The organism is Burkholderia sp. IDO3 (assembly GCF_003366075.1).
In the GTDB taxonomy this organism is placed as follows: Bacteria; Pseudomonadota; Gammaproteobacteria; order Burkholderiales; family Burkholderiaceae; genus Burkholderia; species Burkholderia anthina.
On the sequence record NZ_CP028963.1, the window covers coordinates 1184927 to 1207120 of the forward strand.

At 64.2% G+C, this 22194-nt stretch carries 21 protein-coding genes and 4 tRNA genes; 16 read left to right on the forward strand and 9 right to left on the reverse strand.

Annotated elements, in window-relative coordinates:
• The first annotated feature begins 66 nt into the window (after positions 1 to 66).
• The 7 genes from uvrC (at position 67) to DCN14_RS20125 (ending at position 3980) form a co-directional block, all read left to right on the forward strand.
• On the forward strand, positions 67 to 2124 hold the full coding sequence (uvrC, locus tag DCN14_RS20095; protein WP_096507514.1) for an excinuclease ABC subunit UvrC: 2058 nt from the start codon (positions 67 to 69) through the stop codon (positions 2122 to 2124).
• A 98-nt stretch (positions 2125 to 2222) separates the two neighbouring features.
• Entirely contained in the window at positions 2223 to 2810 is a 588-nt protein-coding gene (pgsA, locus tag DCN14_RS20100) for a CDP-diacylglycerol--glycerol-3-phosphate 3-phosphatidyltransferase (RefSeq protein ID WP_096507513.1), read from the forward strand.
• 147 nt (positions 2811 to 2957) lie between these two features.
• Positions 2958 to 3033, forward strand: a tRNA-Gly gene (locus tag DCN14_RS20105).
• 52 nt (positions 3034 to 3085) lie between these two features.
• Positions 3086 to 3161: transfer RNA gene (locus DCN14_RS20110), tRNA-Gly, on the forward strand.
• A gap of 50 nt (positions 3162 to 3211) precedes the next feature.
• Positions 3212 to 3287: transfer RNA gene (locus DCN14_RS20115), tRNA-Gly, on the forward strand.
• 101 nt (positions 3288 to 3388) lie between these two features.
• A tRNA-Cys gene (locus DCN14_RS20120) sits at positions 3389 to 3462 on the forward strand.
• A 167-nt stretch (positions 3463 to 3629) separates the two neighbouring features.
• Positions 3630 to 3980 (forward strand): hypothetical protein, encoded by a 351-nt coding sequence (locus DCN14_RS20125; protein ID WP_240327407.1) that lies wholly within the window; start codon positions 3630 to 3632, stop codon positions 3978 to 3980.
• On the opposite strand, the gene DCN14_RS20130 is transcribed toward DCN14_RS20125, so the two are convergent.
• Positions 3971 to 4864, reverse strand: coding sequence for a DUF2971 domain-containing protein (locus DCN14_RS20130; RefSeq protein ID WP_143331712.1), 894 nt, complete (start codon positions 4862 to 4864; stop codon positions 3971 to 3973). The two genes, DCN14_RS20125 and DCN14_RS20130, sit on opposite strands and share 10 nt — an antisense overlap.
• A gap of 531 nt (positions 4865 to 5395) precedes the next feature.
• Between DCN14_RS20130 and DCN14_RS20135 the strand changes: the two genes are divergently transcribed.
• The gene (locus DCN14_RS20135; protein ID WP_143331711.1) at positions 5396 to 7030 is read left to right on the forward strand and encodes an AAA family ATPase; all 1635 of its coding nucleotides are present in this window, start codon (positions 5396 to 5398) and stop codon (positions 7028 to 7030) included.
• Positions 7031 to 7553: 523 nt separating this feature from the next.
• On the opposite strand, the gene DCN14_RS20140 is transcribed toward DCN14_RS20135, so the two are convergent.
• Both DCN14_RS20140 and DCN14_RS20145 read right to left on the reverse strand, forming a co-directional pair.
• Positions 7554 to 8102, reverse strand: coding sequence for a GNAT family N-acetyltransferase (locus DCN14_RS20140; protein ID WP_096507511.1), 549 nt, complete (start codon positions 8100 to 8102; stop codon positions 7554 to 7556).
• Between the two features lie 39 nt (positions 8103 to 8141).
• Positions 8142 to 8765: a helix-turn-helix domain-containing protein gene (locus tag DCN14_RS20145; RefSeq protein WP_096507510.1), complete on the reverse strand. Its 624-nt coding sequence runs from the start codon at positions 8763 to 8765 to the stop codon at positions 8142 to 8144.
• A 125-nt stretch (positions 8766 to 8890) separates the two neighbouring features.
• Between DCN14_RS20145 and DCN14_RS20150 the strand changes: the two genes are divergently transcribed.
• Positions 8891 to 9127, forward strand: a complete 237-nt coding sequence (locus DCN14_RS20150; protein ID WP_096507509.1) for a ParD-like family protein — start codon at positions 8891 to 8893, stop codon at positions 9125 to 9127.
• Positions 9127 to 9933, forward strand: coding sequence for a type I methionyl aminopeptidase (map, locus tag DCN14_RS20155; RefSeq protein ID WP_096507508.1), 807 nt, complete (start codon positions 9127 to 9129; stop codon positions 9931 to 9933). The genes DCN14_RS20150 and map overlap by 1 nt, the downstream gene beginning before the upstream one ends.
• 123 nt (positions 9934 to 10056) lie before the next feature.
• Here map and DCN14_RS20160 read toward each other — a convergent pair whose 3' ends face one another.
• A complete protein-coding gene (locus DCN14_RS20160; RefSeq protein WP_096507507.1) occupies positions 10057 to 10563 on the reverse strand; it encodes a GAF domain-containing protein in 507 nt (168 codons plus the stop codon).
• A gap of 130 nt (positions 10564 to 10693) precedes the next feature.
• On the reverse strand, positions 10694 to 11611 hold the full coding sequence (locus tag DCN14_RS20165) for a LysR family transcriptional regulator (protein ID WP_096507506.1): 918 nt from the start codon (positions 11609 to 11611) through the stop codon (positions 10694 to 10696).
• 110 nt (positions 11612 to 11721) lie between these two features.
• On the opposite strand from DCN14_RS20165, the gene DCN14_RS20170 reads away from it, so the two are divergent.
• Both DCN14_RS20170 and DCN14_RS20175 read left to right on the forward strand, forming a co-directional pair.
• Positions 11722 to 12588 (forward strand): pirin family protein, encoded by an 867-nt coding sequence (locus DCN14_RS20170; RefSeq protein ID WP_096507505.1) that lies wholly within the window; start codon positions 11722 to 11724, stop codon positions 12586 to 12588.
• A gap of 126 nt (positions 12589 to 12714) precedes the next feature.
• Positions 12715 to 13206: a GNAT family N-acetyltransferase gene (locus DCN14_RS20175; protein ID WP_096507586.1), complete on the forward strand. Its 492-nt coding sequence runs from the start codon at positions 12715 to 12717 to the stop codon at positions 13204 to 13206.
• A 12-nt stretch (positions 13207 to 13218) separates the two neighbouring features.
• Here the strand turns inward: DCN14_RS20175 and DCN14_RS20180 are convergent, their stop codons facing one another.
• The 3 genes from DCN14_RS20180 to DCN14_RS20190 are packed head-to-tail and all read right to left on the reverse strand — an operon-like array spanning position 13219 to position 15186.
• The gene (locus tag DCN14_RS20180; RefSeq protein WP_096507504.1) at positions 13219 to 14091 is read right to left on the reverse strand and encodes a cytochrome c oxidase assembly protein; all 873 of its coding nucleotides are present in this window, start codon (positions 14089 to 14091) and stop codon (positions 13219 to 13221) included.
• Between the two features lie 10 nt (positions 14092 to 14101).
• Positions 14102 to 14542 carry a copper chaperone PCu(A)C gene (locus DCN14_RS20185; RefSeq protein ID WP_096507503.1) on the reverse strand — a complete coding sequence of 147 codons (441 nt, stop codon included), beginning with the start codon at positions 14540 to 14542 and terminating at the stop codon, positions 14102 to 14104.
• 8 nt (positions 14543 to 14550) lie between these two features.
• Entirely contained in the window at positions 14551 to 15186 is a 636-nt protein-coding gene (locus DCN14_RS20190) for an SCO family protein (protein WP_096507502.1), read from the reverse strand.
• Positions 15187 to 15468: 282 nt separating this feature from the next.
• Here DCN14_RS20190 and otsB point away from each other — a divergent pair, with 282 nt between their 5' ends.
• Positions 15469 to 16221, forward strand: coding sequence for a trehalose-phosphatase (gene otsB / locus DCN14_RS20195; protein ID WP_162826228.1), 753 nt, complete (start codon positions 15469 to 15471; stop codon positions 16219 to 16221).
• Positions 16218 to 17597: an alpha,alpha-trehalose-phosphate synthase (UDP-forming) gene (gene otsA / locus DCN14_RS20200; RefSeq protein ID WP_096507500.1), complete on the forward strand. Its 1380-nt coding sequence runs from the start codon at positions 16218 to 16220 to the stop codon at positions 17595 to 17597. Before otsB ends, otsA begins: the two co-directional genes overlap by 4 nt.
• 87 nt (positions 17598 to 17684) lie before the next feature.
• On the opposite strand, the gene DCN14_RS20205 is transcribed toward otsA, so the two are convergent.
• Entirely contained in the window at positions 17685 to 19514 is a 1830-nt protein-coding gene (locus DCN14_RS20205; protein WP_096507499.1) for an ABC transporter ATP-binding protein, read from the reverse strand.
• A 564-nt stretch (positions 19515 to 20078) separates the two neighbouring features.
• On the opposite strand from DCN14_RS20205, the gene DCN14_RS20210 reads away from it, so the two are divergent.
• Both DCN14_RS20210 and DCN14_RS20215 read left to right on the forward strand, forming a co-directional pair.
• On the forward strand, positions 20079 to 21143 hold the full coding sequence (locus DCN14_RS20210) for a glycosyltransferase family 4 protein (protein ID WP_096507498.1): 1065 nt from the start codon (positions 20079 to 20081) through the stop codon (positions 21141 to 21143).
• A 237-nt stretch (positions 21144 to 21380) separates the two neighbouring features.
• Positions 21381 to 22181, forward strand: coding sequence for a hypothetical protein (locus DCN14_RS20215; RefSeq protein WP_096507497.1), 801 nt, complete (start codon positions 21381 to 21383; stop codon positions 22179 to 22181).
• Positions 22182 to 22194 lie beyond the last annotated feature (13 nt).

Genomic DNA, 22194 nt, shown 5'->3' on the forward strand with positions numbered 1-22194 from the left:
CGGTGAATGCTCTAAACTGGCGATTCTAATGGACCCGCTCCGCGCCACAAGGTGCCCGGATCACGCATGACATTCCCAGAAGCCGCCGATATCCCGTTCGAACCGAAGAAGATCCTCGCGCAGTTGCCGCACATGCCGGGCGTCTACCGCTACTACGACACGGCGGGCGCCGTACTCTACGTCGGCAAGGCACGCGACCTGAAGAAGCGCGTATCGAGCTATTTCACCAAGACGCAGTTGTCGCCGCGCATCGCGATGATGGTCACGCGCATCGCGCGCATCGAGACGACCGTCACGCGCTCGGAGGCCGAGGCGCTGCTGCTCGAGAACAACCTGATCAAGGCGCTCGCGCCACGCTACAACATCCTGTTTCGCGACGACAAATCGTATCCGTACCTGAAGCTCACCGCGCACCGTTTTCCGCGCATGGCGTACTACCGCGGCTCGGTCGACAAGCAGAACCAGTATTTCGGGCCGTTCCCGAGCGCGTGGGCCGTGCGCGAGAGCATCCAGATCCTGCAGCGCGTGTTCCAGCTGCGTACCTGCGAGGATTCGGTGTTCAACAACCGTACGCGGCCGTGCCTGTTGCACCAGATCGGGCGTTGCACGGCGCCGTGCGTCGGTGCGATCTCGGCGGACGATTACGCGATCGACGTGTCGAACGCCGCGCGCTTCCTGCTCGGCCGGCAATCGGAAGTGATGAAGGAGCTCGAGCAGAAGATGCACGCGTTCGCGGGCGAACTGAAGTTCGAGCAGGCGGCGGCCGTGCGCAACCAGATGAGTTCGCTCGCGACGGTGCTGCACCAGCAGGCGATCGAGGTCGGCAGCGACAGCGACGTCGACATCCTGGCGGTCGTCGCGCTGGGCGGACGCGTGTGCGTGAACCTCGCGATGGTGCGCGGCGGGCGGCATCTCGGCGACAAGGCTTATTTCCCGACGCATGTCGAAAGTGCGCTGACGCTTGCCGAAGGCGGCCTCGGTGACGACACCGACGCGCTGGACGCGGCTGGCGCGCAGCCGGATCTGCCGGCGGAAGACGCGACCGTAGACGCAGCAGCAGGCGATACAGTGGAAGAAGCGGCCGGCACGCGCGGCGCGGCGCCGTCGGTGGAGGCCGAGGTGCTCGATGCGTTCATCGCGCAGCACTATCTCGGCAATCGCGTGCCGCCCGTGCTGGTCGTCAGCCATGCGCCCGCGAGCCGCGACCTGCTCGAGCTGCTGTCCGAGCAGGCCGGCCACAAGGTGTCGATGGTGCGGCAGCCGCAGGGGCAGCGGCGCGCGTGGCTGTCGATGGCCGAACAGAATGCGCGGCTCGCGCTCGCGCGGCTGCTGTCCGAGCAGGGTTCGCAGCAGGCGCGTACGCGAGCGCTCGCGGAGACGCTCAGCTTCGAATGCGACGATCTCGCGATGCTGCGGATCGAGTGTTTCGACATCAGTCATACGATGGGCGAGGCGACGCAGGCGTCGTGCGTCGTCTACCATCATCACAAGATGCAGTCGGGCGAGTACCGTCGCTACAACATCGCCGGCATCACGCCGGGCGACGATTACGCGGCGATGCGGCAGGTGCTCACGCGCCGCTACGAGAAGATGGTCGAGCAGGCCGCGCAGGCGGCGGCTGCCGACGACGCGGCCGGCATCGACGGTGAATCGACGCGCCAGGCCGAGGCATCGAGCCTGCTGCCGAACATCGTGTTGATCGACGGCGGGAAGGGCCAGGTCGAGATTGCCCGCCAGGTGTTCACGGAGCTCGGGCTCGACACGTCGATGCTGGTTGGCGTCGCGAAAGGCGAGGGGCGCAAGGTCGGCCTCGAGACGCTCGTGTTCGCGGACGGCCGTACGTCGCTGGAACTCGGCAAGGAAAGCGCCGCACTGATGCTCGTCGCGCAGATCCGCGACGAGGCGCACCGTTTCGCGATCACCGGGATGCGCGCGAAGCGGGCGAAGGCGCGCCAGACTTCGCGGCTCGAGGAACTCGAAGGGGTCGGCGCGAAACGCCGGCAGCGGTTGCTCGCGCGGTTCGGCGGGCTGCGCGGTGTCGTTGCGGCCAGCGTCGAGGAATTGGCGAGCGTCGACGGCATCTCGCATGCGCTGGCCGAGCAGATCTACAAGCAGCTTCACTGACAGGCCGTGCGGCCGGTCGCCCCCGCGCGCGTTTTGGCGTTCTTGTGGCAGGCCGGTCGACACGGCACAATTGCAAATCCTTTACTGACCCGCATGCCATGCCGTTCAATTTCCCGATTTTCCTGACGTGGGTACGGATCGTGCTGATCCCGCTCGTCGTCGGCGTGTTCTATCTGCCGGACACGGTGATGGGCGGCGCGCACCGCAATATCGCGGCGGCGGCGATCTTCATTCTCGCTGCGCTGACCGACTGGTTCGACGGGTATCTCGCCCGCAAGTGGAACCAGACGTCGTCGTTCGGTGCATTCCTCGATCCGGTCGCGGACAAGCTGATGGTGACGGCGGCGCTGCTGATCCTCGTGCAGATTTCGCGGGTCGACGCGGCGATTGCGTTGGTAATCGTCGGCCGCGAGATCGCCATCTCGGCGTTGCGCGAGTGGATGGCACAGATCGGCGCGTCGAAGAGCGTCGCGGTGAACCAGCTCGGCAAGTTCAAGACCGCATGCCAGATGATCGCGATCCCGATGCTGCTTTACTACGGCCCGTTGCCGCTCGGCATCGCGACGATCGACACGCGCGTGTGGGGCGAGTGGCTGATGTATCTCGCGGCTGTGCTGACGATCTGGTCGATGCTGTACTACATGAAGCTCGCATGGCCGCAGATTCGCGAGCGCGGCGGCGCGTGACGAGGGCGCGCATACGTTCGATCGCGCAGGTTTCTGGAAAAAGGGCTGGAAAAGCCCTTGACATACGAATGTGCCTTCGACATAATCTCGCTTCTCCGCTGCACGACGAAGTAAGTGTGTGACGGGGAAGCAGTAGCGCAGCAATACGCGGGAGTAGCTCAGTTGGTAGAGCGCAACCTTGCCAAGGTTGAGGTCGCGAGTTCGAGACTCGTCTCCCGCTCCAGATTTTTCTGGCAGCGTGTTGTACGGCGAAGCGCTGCAGATGCAGGACACATGCGGGAGTAGCTCAGTTGGTAGAGCGCAACCTTGCCAAGGTTGAGGTCGCGAGTTCGAGACTCGTCTCCCGCTCCAGATTTTCTGGCGGCGTGTTGTACGGCAAGACGCTGCATGTGCAGGACAATGCGGGAGTAGCTCAGTTGGTAGAGCGCAACCTTGCCAAGGTTGAGGTCGCGAGTTCGAGACTCGTCTCCCGCTCCAAGTCATGGGGAAGCCAAGCTTCCCTTTTTATTTGATGGACTGATGGTCCTCGAATAAAAAATCTGTCAGTTGTCTTCATGGCATCCGGACAGTCCGCTTTTGGCGCGATAGCAAAGCGGTTATGCAGCGGCCTGCAAAGCCGTTTAGGCCGGTTCGACTCCGGCTCGCGCCTCCAGCATGAAAAGAAAAGCCCCGCTTCGGCGGGGCTTTTCTTTTTTCTGTACATTTCCAAAGATGGAAATAGATCGCCAAGAGTGGTAAAAAGTCGCCTCTAACCAACCAAGAACCGACGCCAACCACCCGTCAATCGGCTAGTTGGCAATCGAGGCGAGTTGACCAGGTATGTCGAACAAACGACGGCGCCTCTCCGGCGCGCGGGAATACACCATCAAGCGAACGAAGCTTTTGCCAAGGCTACTTTCGCTTACGTTCGATACCGAGGAAGAGGGCGATGCGTACGTCGCCCGCCTCGAGCAGCTGCTCGACGCCGGCATCGTGCCGGAAGAGGTCGTGCAGCAGCACGACTCACTCGCGACCACTGGTGACGCAATCCGGGCCTATTTGCGCCGCGTCTCCGTCCCCGCCTCCGACGTCCATGTTGATGCACTGCTCGGCCGCGAGGCCACAAAGGCGAAGGCGCTGTCTACGCTCGACTACAGGTGGGTTGAGCATGTGCTGAGACATCATTCGTGAATCGGGACCAGCTTCACGGTCATGCTCTGTACTTCCACGTATGGCTCGATATGTTGAAAGGTCAGCTTCGCTAGCTCAACGTTCGGGTAGCGCTGATGCAGCAATGTCATCACCGGTTCCCATTCGGGGAAATCCGTGCGCACAAAGTAAACACGCTTGAGTATCTCGCCCATGATCGGCATGGGGCCGGCACGGGGCGTGAGAAACCGGACTTCGTGTTCGTGCGACCAGTCGCTGTGCTTAATCGACACAGCGCGGCATGTGTTCAACATTTGAAAGCGAAACCTGAAGAATTCGGATCGAGTTTCTTCGAGTATGCGGTCCATCGACCAATTCGGATGCAACTCAGCTTCCTCACGGATCAAGGTATCAAAGATATCTGCACGGTTGTGCACACGTGCCGCCGATGAATAAAGCACGCCGACAGGCGCAATCTGGTACCGCCCTAACACTGTGTTTGGCCATTCCAACTCGAAGCAGAATCCCTTCGAGTTGTCGCAGTAGTAGGCCCACATGGGTTGGTTGTCTGGCCTGCTCGCCGTCGAATAGATACCGACTCGCTGGGTAGCTTCGAAGAAATTGGTATTATCACGGGCATTCTTCACTTCGAACGATGCAAGCTCTCCCTTCGGCACTGTGTATCCGCCTGCACAACCGCATTGCTCAGCCACACTTCTGATTGACCGATCCATGCGCTCGATATAGTCGGCCACATTCGAATGATCGAACTTAGCTTCAAGACAGTCATTGAGCTCGGATGGTTTTGCAAAATAAGCTGAACCATCAGATAAGCAGCGTAGAGCTGCGGGCCCCGAGCGGTACTTGAAGCTGATCCTTCTAAGCGGAGCGGCCTGCTTATCGTCTTGAGCCTTGTTCGGTCCCACGTCGGTTCCCTTCCTTGTCCGTTGTGCTCAACTTGTCTGACATCTGCATAGATCGTCAGGGACGGACCTATGCGGCGTAGGCCTTGGCGTAGATTTTCCGATGTGCCCCTATCAGATCCGGCTCAAATACTGCTGCATCATCAGGCAGTGCAAGTTGCTTTGCAACCAAACGGTGGAATCGGGTGCCCAGAAGCACGAAAGCCCGCTGCGAGCGGGCTTTTGTACGCGCTACAAATTTGCTACAGCAGGGGGTAGGAGCCTTACTGGATAAGCCTCGCGCTTATCATTCCATCCTCTGAACTACCGGGTGGATTGTCGGCCCCTAAGATGCCCAGGTGCTGTCGCTATTCGCACGGTTCGAGACGTTGGTAGGAAATCACCAATGACGGCTCCCTGGCGGGCAGAGTCGCCCAGAAACTCTTTTGTTGCGTGTTTGCTAAAATTCTTGAGGTTAGCTCGCGTACGATTGTTGGTTAAAAAAATCGTCGTCCGCTGCGGGGTGGTCCCTATAACTATATGCAAGAGGAGTCTATGGCAACTGGTCAAACGAACGTTCTTTCCGGAGTTAAAATTCCCATTGGACAGGGAGTATTCGCTGAAATCAGCGTCGAATCGGGTCGTCCACTCTTTATTCTAGGGCGTAACGGGACAGGGAAATCTGCGCTGATGCACCGCATTTCCGGACAGCTTGGGAACAACGTGGTCTATATGCCCGGTTCTCGCCCTAGCTACTTCGAGAGCGAGAGCCTGTCTCTGACACCCGCATCACGTCGCCAACTTCAAGAGAACATGCGAGGTTGGGATTTGTCGCCCGATACCAGGTGGCGTTTATATTCTGCAACCTCAAGGAATGAGAAGGCAATTCACGATCTGCAAGCTGCGGAAACTCAGTATAAAATTGACGCTGCGAACGAGATAAAGCGCGATGGATCGAATTCTGCAGCCGTCACTCGACTTCAGTCCAGTAACTCGCCGCTCGACCGGGTAAACGCGATTTTGGCGCAAGCAAATTTGCCAGTCAGTATGCTAATTGAGGGAGGCGAGCTTCGGGCCAAGCAGTCAGGATCTATCTATAGTTTCGCCCGGATGTCTGATGGGGAACGAGCTGCGCTTGTATTTGCAGCCGAAGTAGTCGCTGCTCCCAATGGTGCGATTTTTGTTATCGATGAACCTGAGCTGCACCTTCATCCTTCGATTGTTGTTCCTCTTCTTGAAGCGCTGATTTCCGAGCGACCCGAGTGTGGATTCGTGGTTTGTACACACGAACTGGATCTTCCCAGCGGTTCGTCTTCGGCAACGTTGGTCCTTGTGCGAGGTAGTACCTGGCAAGGGGACGCTATTGCAACGTGGGAAATTGATGTTCTGGGCGATCCAGGCCAAATCCCTGAGTGGCTGCGAGTCGACTTGATCGGCTCGCGTCGAAAGATCCTGTTTATCGAAGGAACATCTACAAGCCTTGATCAACCTTTGTACGCTCTGTTGTTTCCGTCGGTCTCGGTGCGATCACGGGAAAGTTGCCGCGAGGTAATGCGCGCCGTGGAAGGGTTACGAGCAGCGGAGACATTCCATCGAGCGCAAGTATTTGGGCTAGTTGATCACGACGGCATGGGCGCGGAGAGGGTTGCAGAACTGGAAGCAAATGGCATTTTTCCGCTACCAATTTTCGCTGTTGAGAGTCTTTATTATTCTGCTGATGTTCTACGAGTGCTGGCCGACCGACAAGCGCAGACTTTGGGGTTGTCGGTGGACCAGATGATCAGAGAGGCCACTATGGCAGCTATAACTGCGCTCAAGTCGAGAGGAGTTGCCGAGCATCTTGCGAGCCGGATTGCAGAACGTCAAATGCGAGACCAATTGCTGCTTGCGATGCCTGAACGACAAGCGATGACGGAGGGCACACGTAGTGAAATCGAGATCACAATTGCGTCACCGTATCCAGCTGAATTGGATCGAATCAATCGTATGATCGACGTTGAAGACGTTGAGGCAGTTGTGTCCCGCTACCCTGTCAGGGAGTCGGGCGTGCTTAGTAGCTTGGCGCGAGCCTTGCACTTTAACGGGCGGTCAGATTACGAAAGAGCTGCTCTTACCATGATCGGTGCGGACGTGAATCTTCGGACAACGTTAAAGAATCGACTTGGAAATCTCACAGCACAGCTAGCATAGTGTTCGAAACCGGGCGGTCGGCAGGCGTGTGTTCGACATGTTCTTCGAATGGCTTTTATACGTTGCGGACTCAATCCGTCGAGTCAGGGCAGCCCAGTCGATTTCATAATGTCGGTACGGGGCTTCGGAGAACTGATTCGTGCGCTGGAGTGGTTATTCTGAGTGATTGATTTCAATCAGTTATTGATTTTATGTAGAATCGGACGGCCTGAAAGACCGTTTAAGTCGGTTCGGCTCCGGCTCGCGCCTCCAGCAAGAAAAGAAAAGCCCCGCTTCGGCGGGGCTTTTCTTTTTTCTTCGCTTCCACCCGCGCATCTATTCCTTCGGATACGGCAACGTCACCCGCTCGCGCGTCGATGTGCTATTGCCGTCGTCGTTGTAAATCACAAGTAGATGCTGACGCCCGACGGCGATGCAACAATGTGCTGCGATGGCTCGATTGATGGCACGTTGCCGCTGCCGGCGGGAGTGATGATAGCGGTGCGTGGCGGTCACACCGCCCGCGTCGTCGTGACCTTGCCGATCAACCATCCACCGGCTGCGCCGGCGTTTCGAGCCTGAGCTGATAGAACGCCGCGTCGAGCCAGCGGCCGAACTTGAATCCCGCTTCGGTGATCGTGCCCGAGTGCACGAAACCGAGTCGCGTATGCAGCGCGACGCTGCCGCCATTGGTCGCGTCGATGCAGCCGACCAGCACGTGCACGCCGGCTTCGCGCGCACGCCGGATCAACTCGCGCAGCAGAAACTCGCCGAGCCCGCGGCCGCGATGGTCGCGATGCACGTAGACGCTGTGTTCGACCGTGTACTTGAACGCGGGGAACGCACGGAACGTGCCCCAGCTCGCGAAGCCGACCAGCGTGCCTGCTTCGTCCACCGCGCCCACGACCGGAAAACCGCCCGCACGCTTCGTCGCGAACCACGTGACCATCGCTTCCGGCGGGCGCGGCCGGTAGTCGTACAGCGCGGTCGAGTTCACGATCGCCTCGTTGAGGATCTCGAGGATGGCGGCCGCATGCTCGGCTTCGCTGCAATCGATCAGGCGCACGTCGTCGCGCTGTTTCGGGGAATTCATACGGGCTCCTGCGCCTGTCGGCTTTGAACGAATGACGGATTACACATGCCGCGCGCCGGTGGCGGCGGATACATCGCAGATCGCAACGACATAACGTGCGGCCTGCGACGACGGGTTGCTGAAAATCAGCGGCTGATCGAGCCGCATGGCCAGACAGTCGCCTTCGTGAAGTTCGTGAAGCTGCTCGCCGAACGTGACGTCGACGCGCCCGTGGACGACCCATACCTGCTGATGCAGCGCGCTTTCGCGCCCGCCGCTGTCGTATGCGACGCGTGCGCCGGCCGGGAAGTCGACCTCGACGAGCTGAATCGGCGACGGCCAGCCGGGCGGCGACACATTGCGCCGCACATAACCGGACGCCGGATCGCGCCATTCGGCTTGCTGCGCGCGCCGTACCAGCGGTCGTGCGGGTGCGTCGTCGCGATCGCCGCCGAACAGTGCGGCCAATGACACGCCGAGGCCCGCCGCGAGCTTGTCGAGCACGACGGCCGTCGGGCTGGCCGACGCGCGCTCGATGAGCGAGATCATCGAACGACTGACGCCGGAGCGCGCGGCGAGCGCATCGAGCGTGTAGCCTCTCAGGGTGCGCAGGTCGCGCACGCGGCGGGCGATGCGTTCGTTGATGCCGGTATCGTCGGCAGTGGAGGTGGTCGTTTCCTGCATGATGGATTTATTTTCCAGCAAACTAGAATTCGCTGTCAACGGGATTCATCGTGGCTGGACGCTTGCCCGACGGCTATGTCGAGCGTAATATACGAAACGACTACATTTCGCTTAATTAGAGACATATGGGAATCATCAAGATATCCGAGCACATGCACGAACGGCTGCGCTCGACCAGCACGGCGTTGAGCCGCTCGATCAACGCGCAGGCGGAGCACTGGCTGCGGGTCGGGATGATGTCGGAACTCAATCCGTCGCTATCCTACGGCGACATCTGCCGGATGCTGATCGAGGCCGAAGCGCAGGGTGGCGATACCGGACCGACGGAGTCGGTGGCACACGGCATCGAGCAGGTGGCGTAATGGCGAAGCGCGAAATCCCGATCCGCGGCGCCGCAGAAATCGCCAAGTCGCGCGAGGCTGCAAAGCTCGCGTCCCAGGTGCTGACGATGATCACCGAGCACGTGAAGCCGGGCGTCACCACCGACGACCTGGACGTACTCTGCCGCGAATACATCATCGACGAGCTCGGTGCGATTCCCGCGAACATCGGCTACCACGGCTATCCGAAGACGCTTTGCACGTCGGTCAACCACGTGGTCTGCCACGGCATTCCGTCGTCGCGGCCGTTGCGCGACGGCGACATCGTGAACCTCGATATCGCGGTGATCAAGGACGGCTGGTTCGGCGACACGAGCCGCATGTACTTCGCCGGTGAGCCGGGCGAACTCGCGCGTCGCCTCGTCGCGGCGACCTATGAGGCGATGCATGCGGGTATCCGCGCGGTTCGTCCGGGCGCGACGCTCGGTGACGTCGGCTACGCGATCCAGCAGGTCGCGCATCGCGAAGGGTTCAGCGTGGTCCGCGAGTACTGTGGTCACGGGATCGGCGACGTGTACCACGACGAGCCGCAGGTGCTGCACTACGGCCGCCCGGGCACCGGCGTGCCGTTGCGGCCGGGGATGATCTTCACGATCGAGCCGATGCTGAATGCGGGCAAGCGCGATACGCGCGTGCTGGCCGACGGCTGGACGGTCGTCACGAAGGACCATTCGCTGTCCGCACAATGGGAGCACATGGTCGTGGTGACGGAGCAGGGCTTCGAGGTGTTGACGGACGACGTGACGCCGCAGGCGTCCGAGGCGCTGTCCGGTACGCACGCGGCCTGACACGCACGGCAGGCCGCACGCAGCAGCAGTGCAACGAAAAAGGGCCCCGAACAGGGCCCTTCTGCATGTGTGGTCGCGCGGCGCCTTCCGCGCGCACGACAGTCGCGACCGGCAGCGTAACGTTTATTGACCGCGTGCCTTGCCCCACGCGTGTTCGACGAACACGCGGCACAGCGCTTCCATCCCGTTGCGGTCCTCGTCGTCGAAACGCGCGGCGACGGGGCTGTCGACGTCCCACACGCCGATCAGCGTGCCGTCGGCCGCGACCAGCGGCACGACGATTTCCGATTCCGACGCGGCGTCGCATGCGATATGGCCCGGGAATTCGTGCACGTCGCGCACGACTTGCGTCTCGCGGGTCTGCGCGGCCGTGCCGCACACGCCTTTGCCGAGCGCGATCCGCACGCACGCGGGCTTGCCCTGGAACGGCCCGACCACGAGCTCCGTTCCGTCGAAGAAATAGAAACCGGCCCAGTTCAGGCGATCGAGCGAGTGATAGACGAGCGCGGAGAAGTTCGCGGCGTTTGCGGTCAGGTCGCGTTCCGATTCGACGAGCGCGCGTGCCTGCTCGACGAGCGTCGCATAGAGTTCGGCCTTGGAGGCGTGAGGGTCGTTGGACAGCGTGAACATGGCGGGAATGCAATAAGGGTTGTGAAAAGCGCGATGCGCGTCCCGCAGTCTACGGCACGCGCGGCCCGTCTGCAGCGTCTGGTTCGTCATCGCGCGGCAGAAACGGCGGCGCAGGCCGGCGCGAAGCCGGTCAATCGGGTTCGAGTTCGGCGAACCGCTCAGCCAGGAAATCGAGCAGCGCGCGCACCGCGGGCAGCAGTCCGCGCCGCGATGCGAACACCGCATGCACGATCTCGCGGCGCGGCGCCCAGTCTGGCAGCACGGTCGCGAGTTCGCCGCGTGCGACTTCGTCGCGCACCATCATGGTCGGCAACTGCACGATGCCTACGCCTGCAATGGCGGCCGCGCGCAGCGCGAGCATGCCGCCCGTCACGAGGCGCGGCTGGTGGTGGATTTCTGCCTGCGCGCCGTCGGGGCCGCGCAGCCGCCATACGTGCGAGGCTTGCGGCACGCCGTGATCGAGGCTCGGCAGGCGCGTGAGATCGGCAGGCACGGCGGGCACGCCGTGTTCGCGCAGCAACGCGGGGCTCGCGACGAGGCACTGGCCGCGCTCGGCCAGCACGCGCAGCGCGAGATCGCTGTCCTCCAGCGGCGGCGGGCGCACGCGGATCGCGACGTCGATCCCTTCGCCGACCACGTCGACGCGCCGGTTGGTCGCCTCCAGGTGAATCTCGATGCGCGGGCACGCGACCATGAACGCGGCGATCATCGTGCCGACCAGCGAGTCGAGCAGCACGACGGGGCAACTGACGCGCACGATGCCGCGCGGCTCCTCGTGCAGCAGCGCGATCGCTTCGTCGGCGGCATCCGCCTCGACGAGCATCGCGCGACAATGCGCGTAGTAGGTCTGGCCGACGTCGGTGACCGTGAAGCGGCGCGTCGAACGCTGGATCAGCCGCATCCCGAGCCGCGCCTCGAGCAGCGCGATACGGCGGCTCAGTTTCGATTTCGGCATGTTCAGCGCACGTCCGGCCGGCGCGAAGCCGCCGTGCTCGACGACTTGCACGAAGTAATAAAGATCGTTCAGATCCCGGTGGTTATCGTTCATGAAATAGAACGCTGAGTGCGATTTTGGCAGTCTACCGGATCGATCGTTCCGCCTCTATATTGCTACTCAGGATGCGAAACACGTGTTTCGCCGCAATTCGGAGAAGGCAAATGAAGAAGATCCAGGGTGTCTACAGTGCGCCGCGCGGCCATTGGGTCGGTGACGGTTTCCCGGTGCGTTCGATGTTCAGCTATCAGTCTCACGGTGCGCACCTGAGCCCGTTCCTGCTGCTCGACTACGCGGGTCCGGCGAACTTCGAGCCGGCTTCGGCACCGCGCGGGGTGGGCCAGCACCCGCACCGCGGCTTCGAAACGGTGACGATCGTCTATGACGGCGAAGTCGCACACCGCGACTCGACCGGCGCGGGCGGCACGATCGGCCCGGGCGACGTGCAGTGGATGACGGCCGGAAGCGGGATTCTGCACGAGGAATTCCACTCCGAAGCGTTCACGAAGCGGGGCGGTCCGCTCGAGATGGTGCAGTTGTGGGTGAACCTGCCTGCCGCCGACAAGATGAATGCGCCCGGCTATCAGACGATTCTGGACGCCGACATCCCGGTGGTCGAACTGCCGGACGGCGCGGGTCGCGCGCGGATCATCGCGGGCGAATTCGACGGGCGGCGCGGCCCGGCCCGCACGCATACGCCGATCGACGTGTGGGACGTGCGGCTTGCGGCAGGCGGTCGTGTGCGGTTCCCGATCGCTGAAGGGCGTACGCTCGCGGTGGTGGTGCTGAGCGGCACGTTGCTGGTGAACGGCGAGACGGTCGCCCGCGAAGCGCAGTTCGTGCAACTGGGCCGCGACGGCCGCGACGTCGAGCTCGAAGCGAACGGCGACGCCAAGCTGCTGATCCTGAGCGGCGAGCCGATCGATGAACCGGTCGTCGGTTACGGGCCGTTCGTGATGAACTCGCAAGAGGAAATCCGGACCGCGATCGACGATTTCAACAGCGGCCGCTTCGGCCAGATGCCGGCATGACGGACAGGCCCCGCGCAATGCGGGGCCTTTTCATGCATGACAGCGGTGGTCGTGTGCCGCGCGCGCTTCGAGGCATAATCGATGGCTGTTCGCGCGCCGGCCGGCGCGCCCGAATCCGGACCGACCATGAACGCTTCCGCACCTGCCGCATCCCCGCGCGCCGACGATCTCGACTGGCGCTGGAAATCCTTCGACGCGCTGACGGCGCGTGAAGTCTATTCGATCCTCGACGCACGCAGCGCCGTGTTCGTCGTCGAGCAGAACTGCGTGTATCGCGACATCGACGATGCGGACCAGGCTGCGTGGCACCTGGCTGCGTACGATGCGCAAGGGCGCGTTGCCGGCTACCTGCGCGTGCTGTTGCCGGATGCGCGGCACACCGACGTGCGTATCGGCCGCGTGCTGACGACCGCGCCGTTTCGCGGTGCGGGCCTCGGCAATGCGCTGTTGTCGCGCGCGCTCGAGCACATCCGGGCGCAATGGCCGGATACGCCGGTGAGCCTGCATGCGCAGGCCCACTTGCAGCGTTTCTACGGAGCATTCGGCTTTACGCCGAACTCGGACGTGCACGACGAGGACGGCATCCCGCACGTGTGGATGACCCGCGCGCGCGGCTGACGCGCCGCGCCGTCAGTGGGCGGTGCGTGTCATCGACGGGCGCTCGGCATGCCGGGCGGCAGCCCGCTCGTCGATCAAACGGCCGCGTGCCGACAGCCGCATCCAGTGCCGCAGCGCGATCAGCGCACCGATCACGCTCATCATCGAACCGGGAATCCATAGCAGCAGGCCGCCGATCTGCTGGTCGCGCAGCGGGCTCAACCACGTGAACGCGCGTCCGCAGATCGAGTAGATCGGATACAGCTCGTGCGGCGTGAAGAAGATCAGCGCGCCGAGCGCGATCTGCGGCGGGATGGCCGCGACGACGATCAGGATCCGGCGGCCCGGCGACAGCCGCGCGGGCGGGGCGGGGCGCGGATCCACGACGAGCCACCAGAACAGCAGCCCGTCGATCACCATGCTCCAGTTCATCACGCGATACAGACGCCAGTCGAGCATCGCGACGAAGTGGATCGGCGACAGCAGCCAGAAATAGATCAGCCCGACGAACAGCACGACCGCGACGACCGGATGGAACACCACGTCGAGCGTCGCGCGCACGGGCGCCCACGCGAGCGCGGGACGCACGAAGCGCTGTCGCCAGCGAAACGGGATGCCCGCGCGGATCGCCGCGCCCGGGTAAGAAAGCGCGATGAAGAACGGCCCCAGGTGGTGCAGCACGAGGTGCTGCGCGCGGTGCATGAAGAATTCGTGCTCGAAGAAATAGTCGAGCCGCGTATGCAGCGCGATGTAGAGCGCCGTCAGCCCGAACCAGAACGAGAATTGCCGCAGCGGCGTCACCTTCGCCTTCTTCACGCCGCGCGCGAACAGCACGGCGGCCGTCAGCACCGCGATGACCACGGTCGGCGACGGTTCCCACGGATCGAGCCAGTACAGGACGTTCATCGCGCGCGCATCACTTCGCCTGGGCCGGCGACTTCACGGCGAACGGCGTGTCGACGGTTTCGCCGTCGGAGAACTTCAGGCGCAGGTGCACGGTGTCGCCCGGCTTGATCGTGTGCTTCGGCTCCTCGAGCATGAAGTGATAGCCGCCCGGCGCGATGTCGACCTTGCCGCGGGCGGGGATCGTCAGCTTGTCGACCATTTCCATCTTCTGCGTCGAGCCGTTCGACACGGTCTGGTGCAGCATCGCCATCCCGTAGTCGGGGCTGTCGACATCGACGAGATCGACCGGTTTGTCGCTCGTGTTGACGAGCGTCACGTAGCCGCCCGCGGGCAACTGGTTCGGCAGCCAGCGCACCCACGCATTCTGCGCGGTGATCGCGCCGGCGGCATACGCGTGCGCGCCGGTACACAGTGCGGCGAGGAGGGCGAACGTCTTGAGGGTCGTCTTCATGTCGGAATTCAGGTGGTGGAGGCAGTGTCGATGATCCGGCGCACATCGGCGGCGATGGCGTCGGGCGAATCGCGGTCGGTCGCGAGCAGGCGCGCGCGGCCGTTTGCGTCGAAGATGTAGACGGCCGAGCTGTGCGTGACTTCGTAGCCGCCGGACGGATCGCGCTTTTCCATCTGGTACGCGACGCGATAGCGCTTCGCGAGCGATTCGATCTGGCCGTCGGTGCCGGTCAGCCCGCGTGCGTGCGCGGCGTCGAACGCGGCGACGTACGACTGCATCGCCTGCGGCGTGTCGCGCGCCGGATCGACCGAGACGAACAGGATGCGCACGTCGCTGGCCTGCGGGCCGAGCTTCGCGAGCACTTCCATCAGCCGCGCCATCGTTTCGGGGCAGACGTCCGGACAGTGCGTGTAGCCGAAGTACACGAGCGCGACGCGACCGCGAAATGCGTCGGCATGCACGGGGTGGCCGTCGCCGCCGGTCAGCGTGAACGACAGGTCGGGCAGGTGGCCGGTGACGTTGGTCAGGTGCCAGTTCGGCGCGTCGTGCGTGCAGGCGGCGAGCGCGACGGTGGCGGCCAGCGCCGCGACCGTGCGGATGAAGCGGTTGAGGCGCCGGGGCGGCGCGGAACGGGCAGACGACATCCTGGGGCTCGATCGGATGGAACGGTCGTCGGCCGGCGCGGCGCCATGCGTCGCGCGGCCGGCGGTTGCCGACTGTAGCGCACTTCCCGCGCCGGCGTCCTTTCGAAAACCGTACGGGCAGGCGAGCGGGGCAATATGTCGCAGTTGACGCGACGCGCGGCGCAAGGCCCGCAATCCGGCGGTTTCGCCCATCTCGGTACTCAGGCGCGGTAAGATGCGCACAATTCCATGCGCGCAGCGGCGGCCCGGCGTTTGCCGGTCGCCCCTCAGACTATCGAATCGATGCAATCCGTTCCGGCTTCCCTGTCCCTGACCGATACCGCGTTCTTCTTCGACTTCGACGGCACGCTCGTCGAGCTGGCACCGACGCCCGACAGCATCCATGTGCCGCCGTCGCTGCTGACGCAGCTCGATGAACTGCGGCGCCGCTCGCACGGCGCCGTCGCGATCGTGTCGGGTCGCGGTATCGACAACCTCGACACCTTCCTGAACATGCCCGGCCTGCCGATCGCCGGCCTGCATGGCGCCGAGCGGCGCGATGCGAACGGCGACACGCAGCGCATCGGCTTCAACGACGAACGGCTGCTGCGCATCGAGCGCGAGCTCGCGTCCGTCGTCGACCGTCATCCGGGCATGCTGCTCGAAATCAAGGGTGCGGCCGTCGCGCTGCACTACCGCAATGCGCCCGAGCGCGAGCCGGTCGCCCGCGAGGCGGCCGAGCGCCTGGTTGCCGAATATGCCGATGCGTACGTGCTGCAGCCCGGCAAGATGGTGTTCGAGATCAAGCCGAAGGGCGTCGACAAGGGCCGTGCGCTGGCCGCCTTTCTCGACGAGCCGCCGTTCGCGGGCCGCGTGGCGCTGTTCGCGGGCGACGACCTGACCGACGAGAAGGGTTTCGCGGTGGTCAACGCGCGCGGCGGCCTGTCGATCAAGATCGGCGCGGGCGAGACGTCGGCCCGGACGCGGCTCGATTCGGTCGACGCGCTGCACGCGCAGATCGCGCGCTGGCTCGACGCGGAGCAGCCGGGCGCATGAGCCGACTCATCATCGTTTCAAACCGCGTCGCCCCGATTTCGGAAGGCGAACCGGCGGCGGGCGGGCTCGCGATCGGTGTCTACGATGCGCTGAAGGAGACGGGCGGCATGTGGTTCGGCTGGAGCGGCGAGGTGGTCGCGTCCGGGGCGCCGCAGATCCGCATCGAGGAGCGCGGGCCCGTGACGTTCGCGACCGTCGGTCTGTCGCGCCGCGATTACGACCAGTATTACCGCGGCTTCTCGAACGCGACGCTGTGGCCGGCCTTCCACTATCGCGCGGATCTGATCCAGTACGATCGCCACGAATTCGACGGCTACAGCCGCGTGAACGTCTGGCTCGCGCAGCAGCTCGTGCCGCTGTTGCAGGACGACGACGTGATCTGGGTGCACGACTATCACCTGATCCCGTTCGCGCGTGCGCTGCGCGCCGCCGGCGTGAAGAATCGCATCGGCTTTTTCCTGCATATCCCGTTTCCGGCCGCGCAAGTGCTCGTCAACGTGCCGCCGCATCGCGAGCTCGTCGAATCGCTGTGCGCGTTCGACCTGCTCGGCTTTCAGACCGAGCCCGACCTGCGCGCATTCTGCGACTACATCGAGTTCGAGGCGGCCGGCGAAGTGGCGCGCGAAGGGCGCACGGTGCGCGTGAGCGCGTTCGGCAAGACGCTGCGGGCGGCCGCCTATCCGATCGGCGTGTATCCGGACGAGATCGCGTCGCTCGCGCAGGCGGGCGAGCATGGCAAGGCGGTGCGCACGCTGGCGACGTCGCTGCGCGGGCGCCAGTTGATCATGAGCGTCGACCGGCTCGACTATTCGAAGGGGCTCGTCGAGCGGTTCCGCGCGTTCGAAAAGTTGCTGGAACATCAGGCGTCGATTCGCAACCGCGTGTCGTTCCTGCAGATCGCGCCGTCGACGCGCGCCGACCTGCGCGCATACCAGGACATCCGCCTGCAGCTCGAAGCGGAGTCGGGCCGCATCAACGGCCGCTACGCGGAGCTCGACTGGGCGCCGATCCTCTACATTCATCGCCAGTACGACCGGCAGGTGCTCGCCGCGCTGTACCGGCTGGCGCGCGTGGGGTTCGTGACGCCGCTGCGCGACGGGATGAATCTCGTCGCGAAGGAGTACGTGTCCGCGCAGAATCCGGACGATCCGGGCGTGCTCGTGCTGTCGCGCTTCGCGGGTGCCGCGCGCGAGCTGACGGGCGCGCTGATCGTCAATCCGATCGATATCGACGGGATGGCCGATGCGCTGTCGCAGGCGCTGACGATGCCGCTCGTCGAACGGCGAGCGCGTTACGCGGACATGATCGCGCAGCTGCGCGAGAACAACGTGTCGGTGTGGCGCGACAACTTCCTGCGCGACCTGCAGCACGTGTAGCCGGCACGCTGCGTGACGAGATGAGGGATGAAAAAAGCCGCCGTGCGTCGAGCACGGCGGCTTTTTTATCGGGTGCGCGCCGCGGCGTCAGGCCGCGCGTTCGCCGGTCGGCGTGGTGCCGTCGGGGGCGTGATGACGACCGTGCTGCTTCGCGAGCAGGTCGCGGTACAGGCCCGGACGATTGCGCAGCACGTCGGGGTTGCCGTCGTCGATCACCTTGCCGTTGTTCATCACGATGATCCGGTCGAAGTTGCGCAGCGTGGACAGCCGGTGCGCGATCGCGATCACCGTGCGGCCGACCATCAGGCGGTCGAGCGCGGCCTGGATCGCTTCTTCCGACGCGCTGTCGAGCGCGGAGGTTGCTTCGTCGAGCAGCAGGATCGGTGCGTCTTTCAGGATCGCGCGCGCGATCGCGATGCGCTGGCGCTGGCCGCCTGACAGCTTCACGCCGCGATCGCCGACGATCGTGTCGTAGCCTTCCGGCATCGCCTCGATGAATTCCGAGCAGCGCGCGTCGCGCGCGGCGGCGAGCACTTCCTCGCGGGTCGCCTCGGGGCGGCCGTACGCGATGTTGTCGTAGATCGTCCGGTGCAGCAGCGAGATGTCCTGCGGCACGAGCGCGATCGCGTGGCGCAGGCTGTCCTGCGTGATGCCCTTCACGTCCTGGCCGTCGACCTTCACGGCGCCGTCCTGCGTGTCGTAGAAGCGTTGCAGCAGCGCGAGCACCGTCGACTTGCCGGCGCCCGACTTGCCGATCAGGCCGACGCGCTGGCCCGGTTCGATGTGCAGGTCGAAGTGATCGAGGATCGCGCGGCGATGCGGATATGCGAACGTCACGCGTTCGAAGTCGACGCGCCCGCCCTTGGCCGACAGCGGCTGCGCATCGGAGCGGTCCGGCATCCCGTGCGGCTCGAGCAGCGTCTTCACGGCTTCGGACAGGCGTGCCACGTGCTGCGTGACGTCGACCAGCGCGACCGCGAGATCGCGCGTGCCGTGCAGGATCGTGAAGCCGAGCGAGCTGACGAGCACGATGTCGCCGGAGGTCGCGCGGCCCTGGTCCCACAGCCACAGCGCCCAGCCGAGCAGGCCGGCCGACAGCATCGCGGTGATCACCGCGTGCAGCAGGCGCAGCTTCTCGAGATAGAGCAGGCTTTGCTGGCGCGCGTCCATCTCGGCCTTGACCGTCGCGCCGAAGCGCTTCTGTTCGCGCAGCGTCATCCCGAATGCGCGCACGAGGCCCATGTTGCCGATCACGTCGACGAGCTCGCCGTCGACCGCGGCCGCCTTCGACGCGAACGCGTGGTGGCGCGCGGAGCCGCGCCCGGCGAGCTTGAACAGCACGATGGCGAGCACGGCCGAGCAGCCGAGCAGGCCGGCGGCCATCAGCGGGTTCACGACGATGATCATCAGGATCGCGCCCATCACCGCGATGCACGGCGGCAGCACGTTCCACGCCATCGTGTTCTCGGACGTATAGACGGCGTTCGACGTGGCGGTGATGCGGCTCGCGAGCGTGCCGGGCTGCTTCTCCGAGTAGTACGTCGGCGAATGGCCGCTCAGATACTGGAACAGGTCGCGCCGCAGGTCGCCGGTAACCGCGACGAAGGTGTGCGCGGCGACCCAGCCGCCGACGCGCCACAACAGGTTGTCGGCCGCGATCAGCCCGACGAGCAGCGCGAAGGCGCTCCACAGCGGGCCCGGATGATGGCGCCCGGCCGCGAGCACGTCGATCAGGTGCTTGATCGCGTATTGCGAGCCGAGCGCGCAGCCGACGGCGGCCAGCACGCTGCAGAGCACGATGAGGTGCGCGACGGGATGCAGGCGGATGTAGCGGAACAGGAACGCGATCGGCCGATGCGCGTAGCTCGACAGCTTCGCGTTATGGGCGTTGCGCTGGGCAGGGGTGAGAGATTCCAAAATATGCGTGCGGTGATTCGGTGATTGAGCGTGGCGGCTGGATCGCAGCCGGCGATCGCCCGGACTGAATAATCCGGCATTGTAAACAAGGCCGTGCATTGCGCATGCGCGAATCTTGCCTTGGTCAGGGGCGTGCGATCAATTTTGAGATAAAATCCGGCATCCGTCCTGCCGCATATGCCGGAATCGCATGCCGACAGCGACGAGATGACTCGGAGCGCCAAAAGGGCCTTCCACTCTAGAACGGACACCCAAGTCCGCGGGTTGCAAAGTGTTGCGTCTTTGTAACAAAGTAAAGTGTTTGAAATGTTGTGCGCCGTATCGGGATTAACCCTAGATAATCGGCTCCGGGTTCGATTCCAGGTTTTTTACGAACCCCTGTCAACGGGTCTTCGTTTCAAACGTTCTATGCCTGTCGCGTCGCCGACGCTCCTTGAGCAGCGCGGGTTTCGACGCTCCCGGCAGGCTGATTCGTCCGATGGTCGGACGAAATGCATCCAGCCCGGACTGCCGGCAGGTTGCCGACCCATACCTGGTTTTTTGCCGATTTTTTAGGAGTTACGCATGCGAATCGCCCAAATCGCTCCGTTGCACGAAGCGGTTCCCCCGAAGCTGTACGGTGGTACCGAGCGAGTGGTGTCTTATCTGACCGAAGCACTTGTCGAGATGGGGCATGACGTCACGCTCTTCGCGAGCGGCGATTCGCAAACTTCCGCGAAGCTCGAAGCGTGCTGGCCGCAGGCGCTGCGCCTCGACCCGACGATCCGCGACGTGATGGCGCCGCACATGCTGCTCCTCGAGCAGGTGCGCCGCCGCGCGGAAGAGTTCGACGTCCTGCACTGCCACATCGACTACTACCCGTTCTCGCTGTTCTCGCGCCAGCCGGTTCCGCATCTGACGACGATGCACGGCCGTCTCGACCTGCCGGAACTGCAGCCGATCTTCAACGCATTCAGCGACGTGCCGGTCGTGTCGATCTCCGACAACCAGCGCATCCCGCTGCCGCAGGCGAACTGGCTGTCGACCGTCTATCACGGCCTGCCGGAAAACCTGCTGACGCCGATCCCGAACGTGAAGCCGAGCTACCTCGCGTTCCTCGGCCGCATCTCGCCGGAAAAGCGCGTCGATACGGCCATCCGCATCGCCGAGCAGGCCGGCCTGCCGATCAAGATCGCCGCGAAGCTCGACAAGGCTGACCGCGCGTACTACGAAGAGAAGATCAAGCCGCTGTTCGCGCTGCCGCACGTCGAGTACATCGGCGAAATCAGCGAGTCGGAAAAGACCGAATTCCTGGGCAATGCGCATGCGCTGCTGTTCCCGATCGACTGGCCGGAGCCTTTCGGTCTGGTGATGATCGAAGCGATGGCATGCGGCACGCCGGTGATCGCGTTCAAGCGCGGCTCGGTGCCGGAAGTGATCGACAACGGCGTGTCGGGCTTCGTCGTCGAAGACGAACTGTCGGCCGTCGCGGCGCTCAAGCGCCTCGATACGCTGCCGCGCGAGAAGGTTCGCGCTGCGTTCGAAGCACGTTTCTCGTCGAAGGTGATGGCGCAGAACTACGTGAAGGGCTACGAAGAACTGCTGCGCCAAAAGCACCGCACGGTGCTGCGCGAAGTCAACGCAAGCTGATGCCGGGCTGCCGGCCGCGCAGGTGCGCGGCCGTCACCGACGCCCCGTCCGGGTTTCCGGCGGGGCGTTGTCACATCTGCGGCGCGGATCTGTTGTATTCTCGCCGCGCCCGGCGCCGCGAACGGCCCCGGAAGCGGTCCAGCGCGCCATCCCGCCGTCTGTCCAGACGGTAATGTCCCTATAATGGCCGTGCCGTGAAATCCGGCCCCCCGCACGAACATCGAGAGGAGAGCAGTCTTGGCGAGAACGAAAACCACGCGCGCAGCGCCGGCCCCCGGCGCCGGCGTGATCTTCGCGTTGCGCGCGATCGGTCTCGTGCTGTTCGCGCGCTGGCTGTTCTCGATGTCCCAGATGGGCTATCGCGCGTCGCTGTCGGCGATGGTGTCGTCGCCCTGGGCGTTCGTCTACCTCGTGCTGATCTTCCTGCTGCTGGCGCTGCCGGGCGCCGCCGCGCGCGCCGAGCGGCCGTTCCATCCGCTGCCGCAGTGGCTGCGCCAGGCGTTGCGCGTCTTCGCGCTGATCGGTTTCCTGTTTGCCGTGTGGTCGATCGGCGCGTTCGCGTGGACGGCCGGCTGGCGGCGCGCACTGCACGCGGTGACGGCGACCAACGGCTGGCTCGTCGCCGCGCCGGCGCTCTATGCGGCGATCGTGTGGATGTGCCGCCCGCGGCCGCTGTGGCGCACCAACGTGGCTGCCCGCCGCTTCGCGGTCGGCCGCTATGCGATTTCGCTCGACACCCTCACGCGTACCGCGATCGTCTGGATGGAAAGCCGCAAGGTCGGCCAATACGACGCGCGCGAGCTGTCGGTGCGCTGGCCCGGCCGGGCCGCGCCCGCCGCCGGCGAGCAGGGTGCGCAGCCGGCGGCGGTGCCGCCGCGTCGCGGCAGCCCGTTCCGGCGGCCGAAGGTCGAGTTGCTGTGGGATTCGCCGGCGGCCGTCGGCCATAACCGGCAGATCGTGATGCGCACGCCGCTCGCGACCGAGGGCGACCGCGTCGCCGTGCTCGCGCTCGACGCGGCGCTCAAGCAGATCGTCTGACACGGCCTGCGCG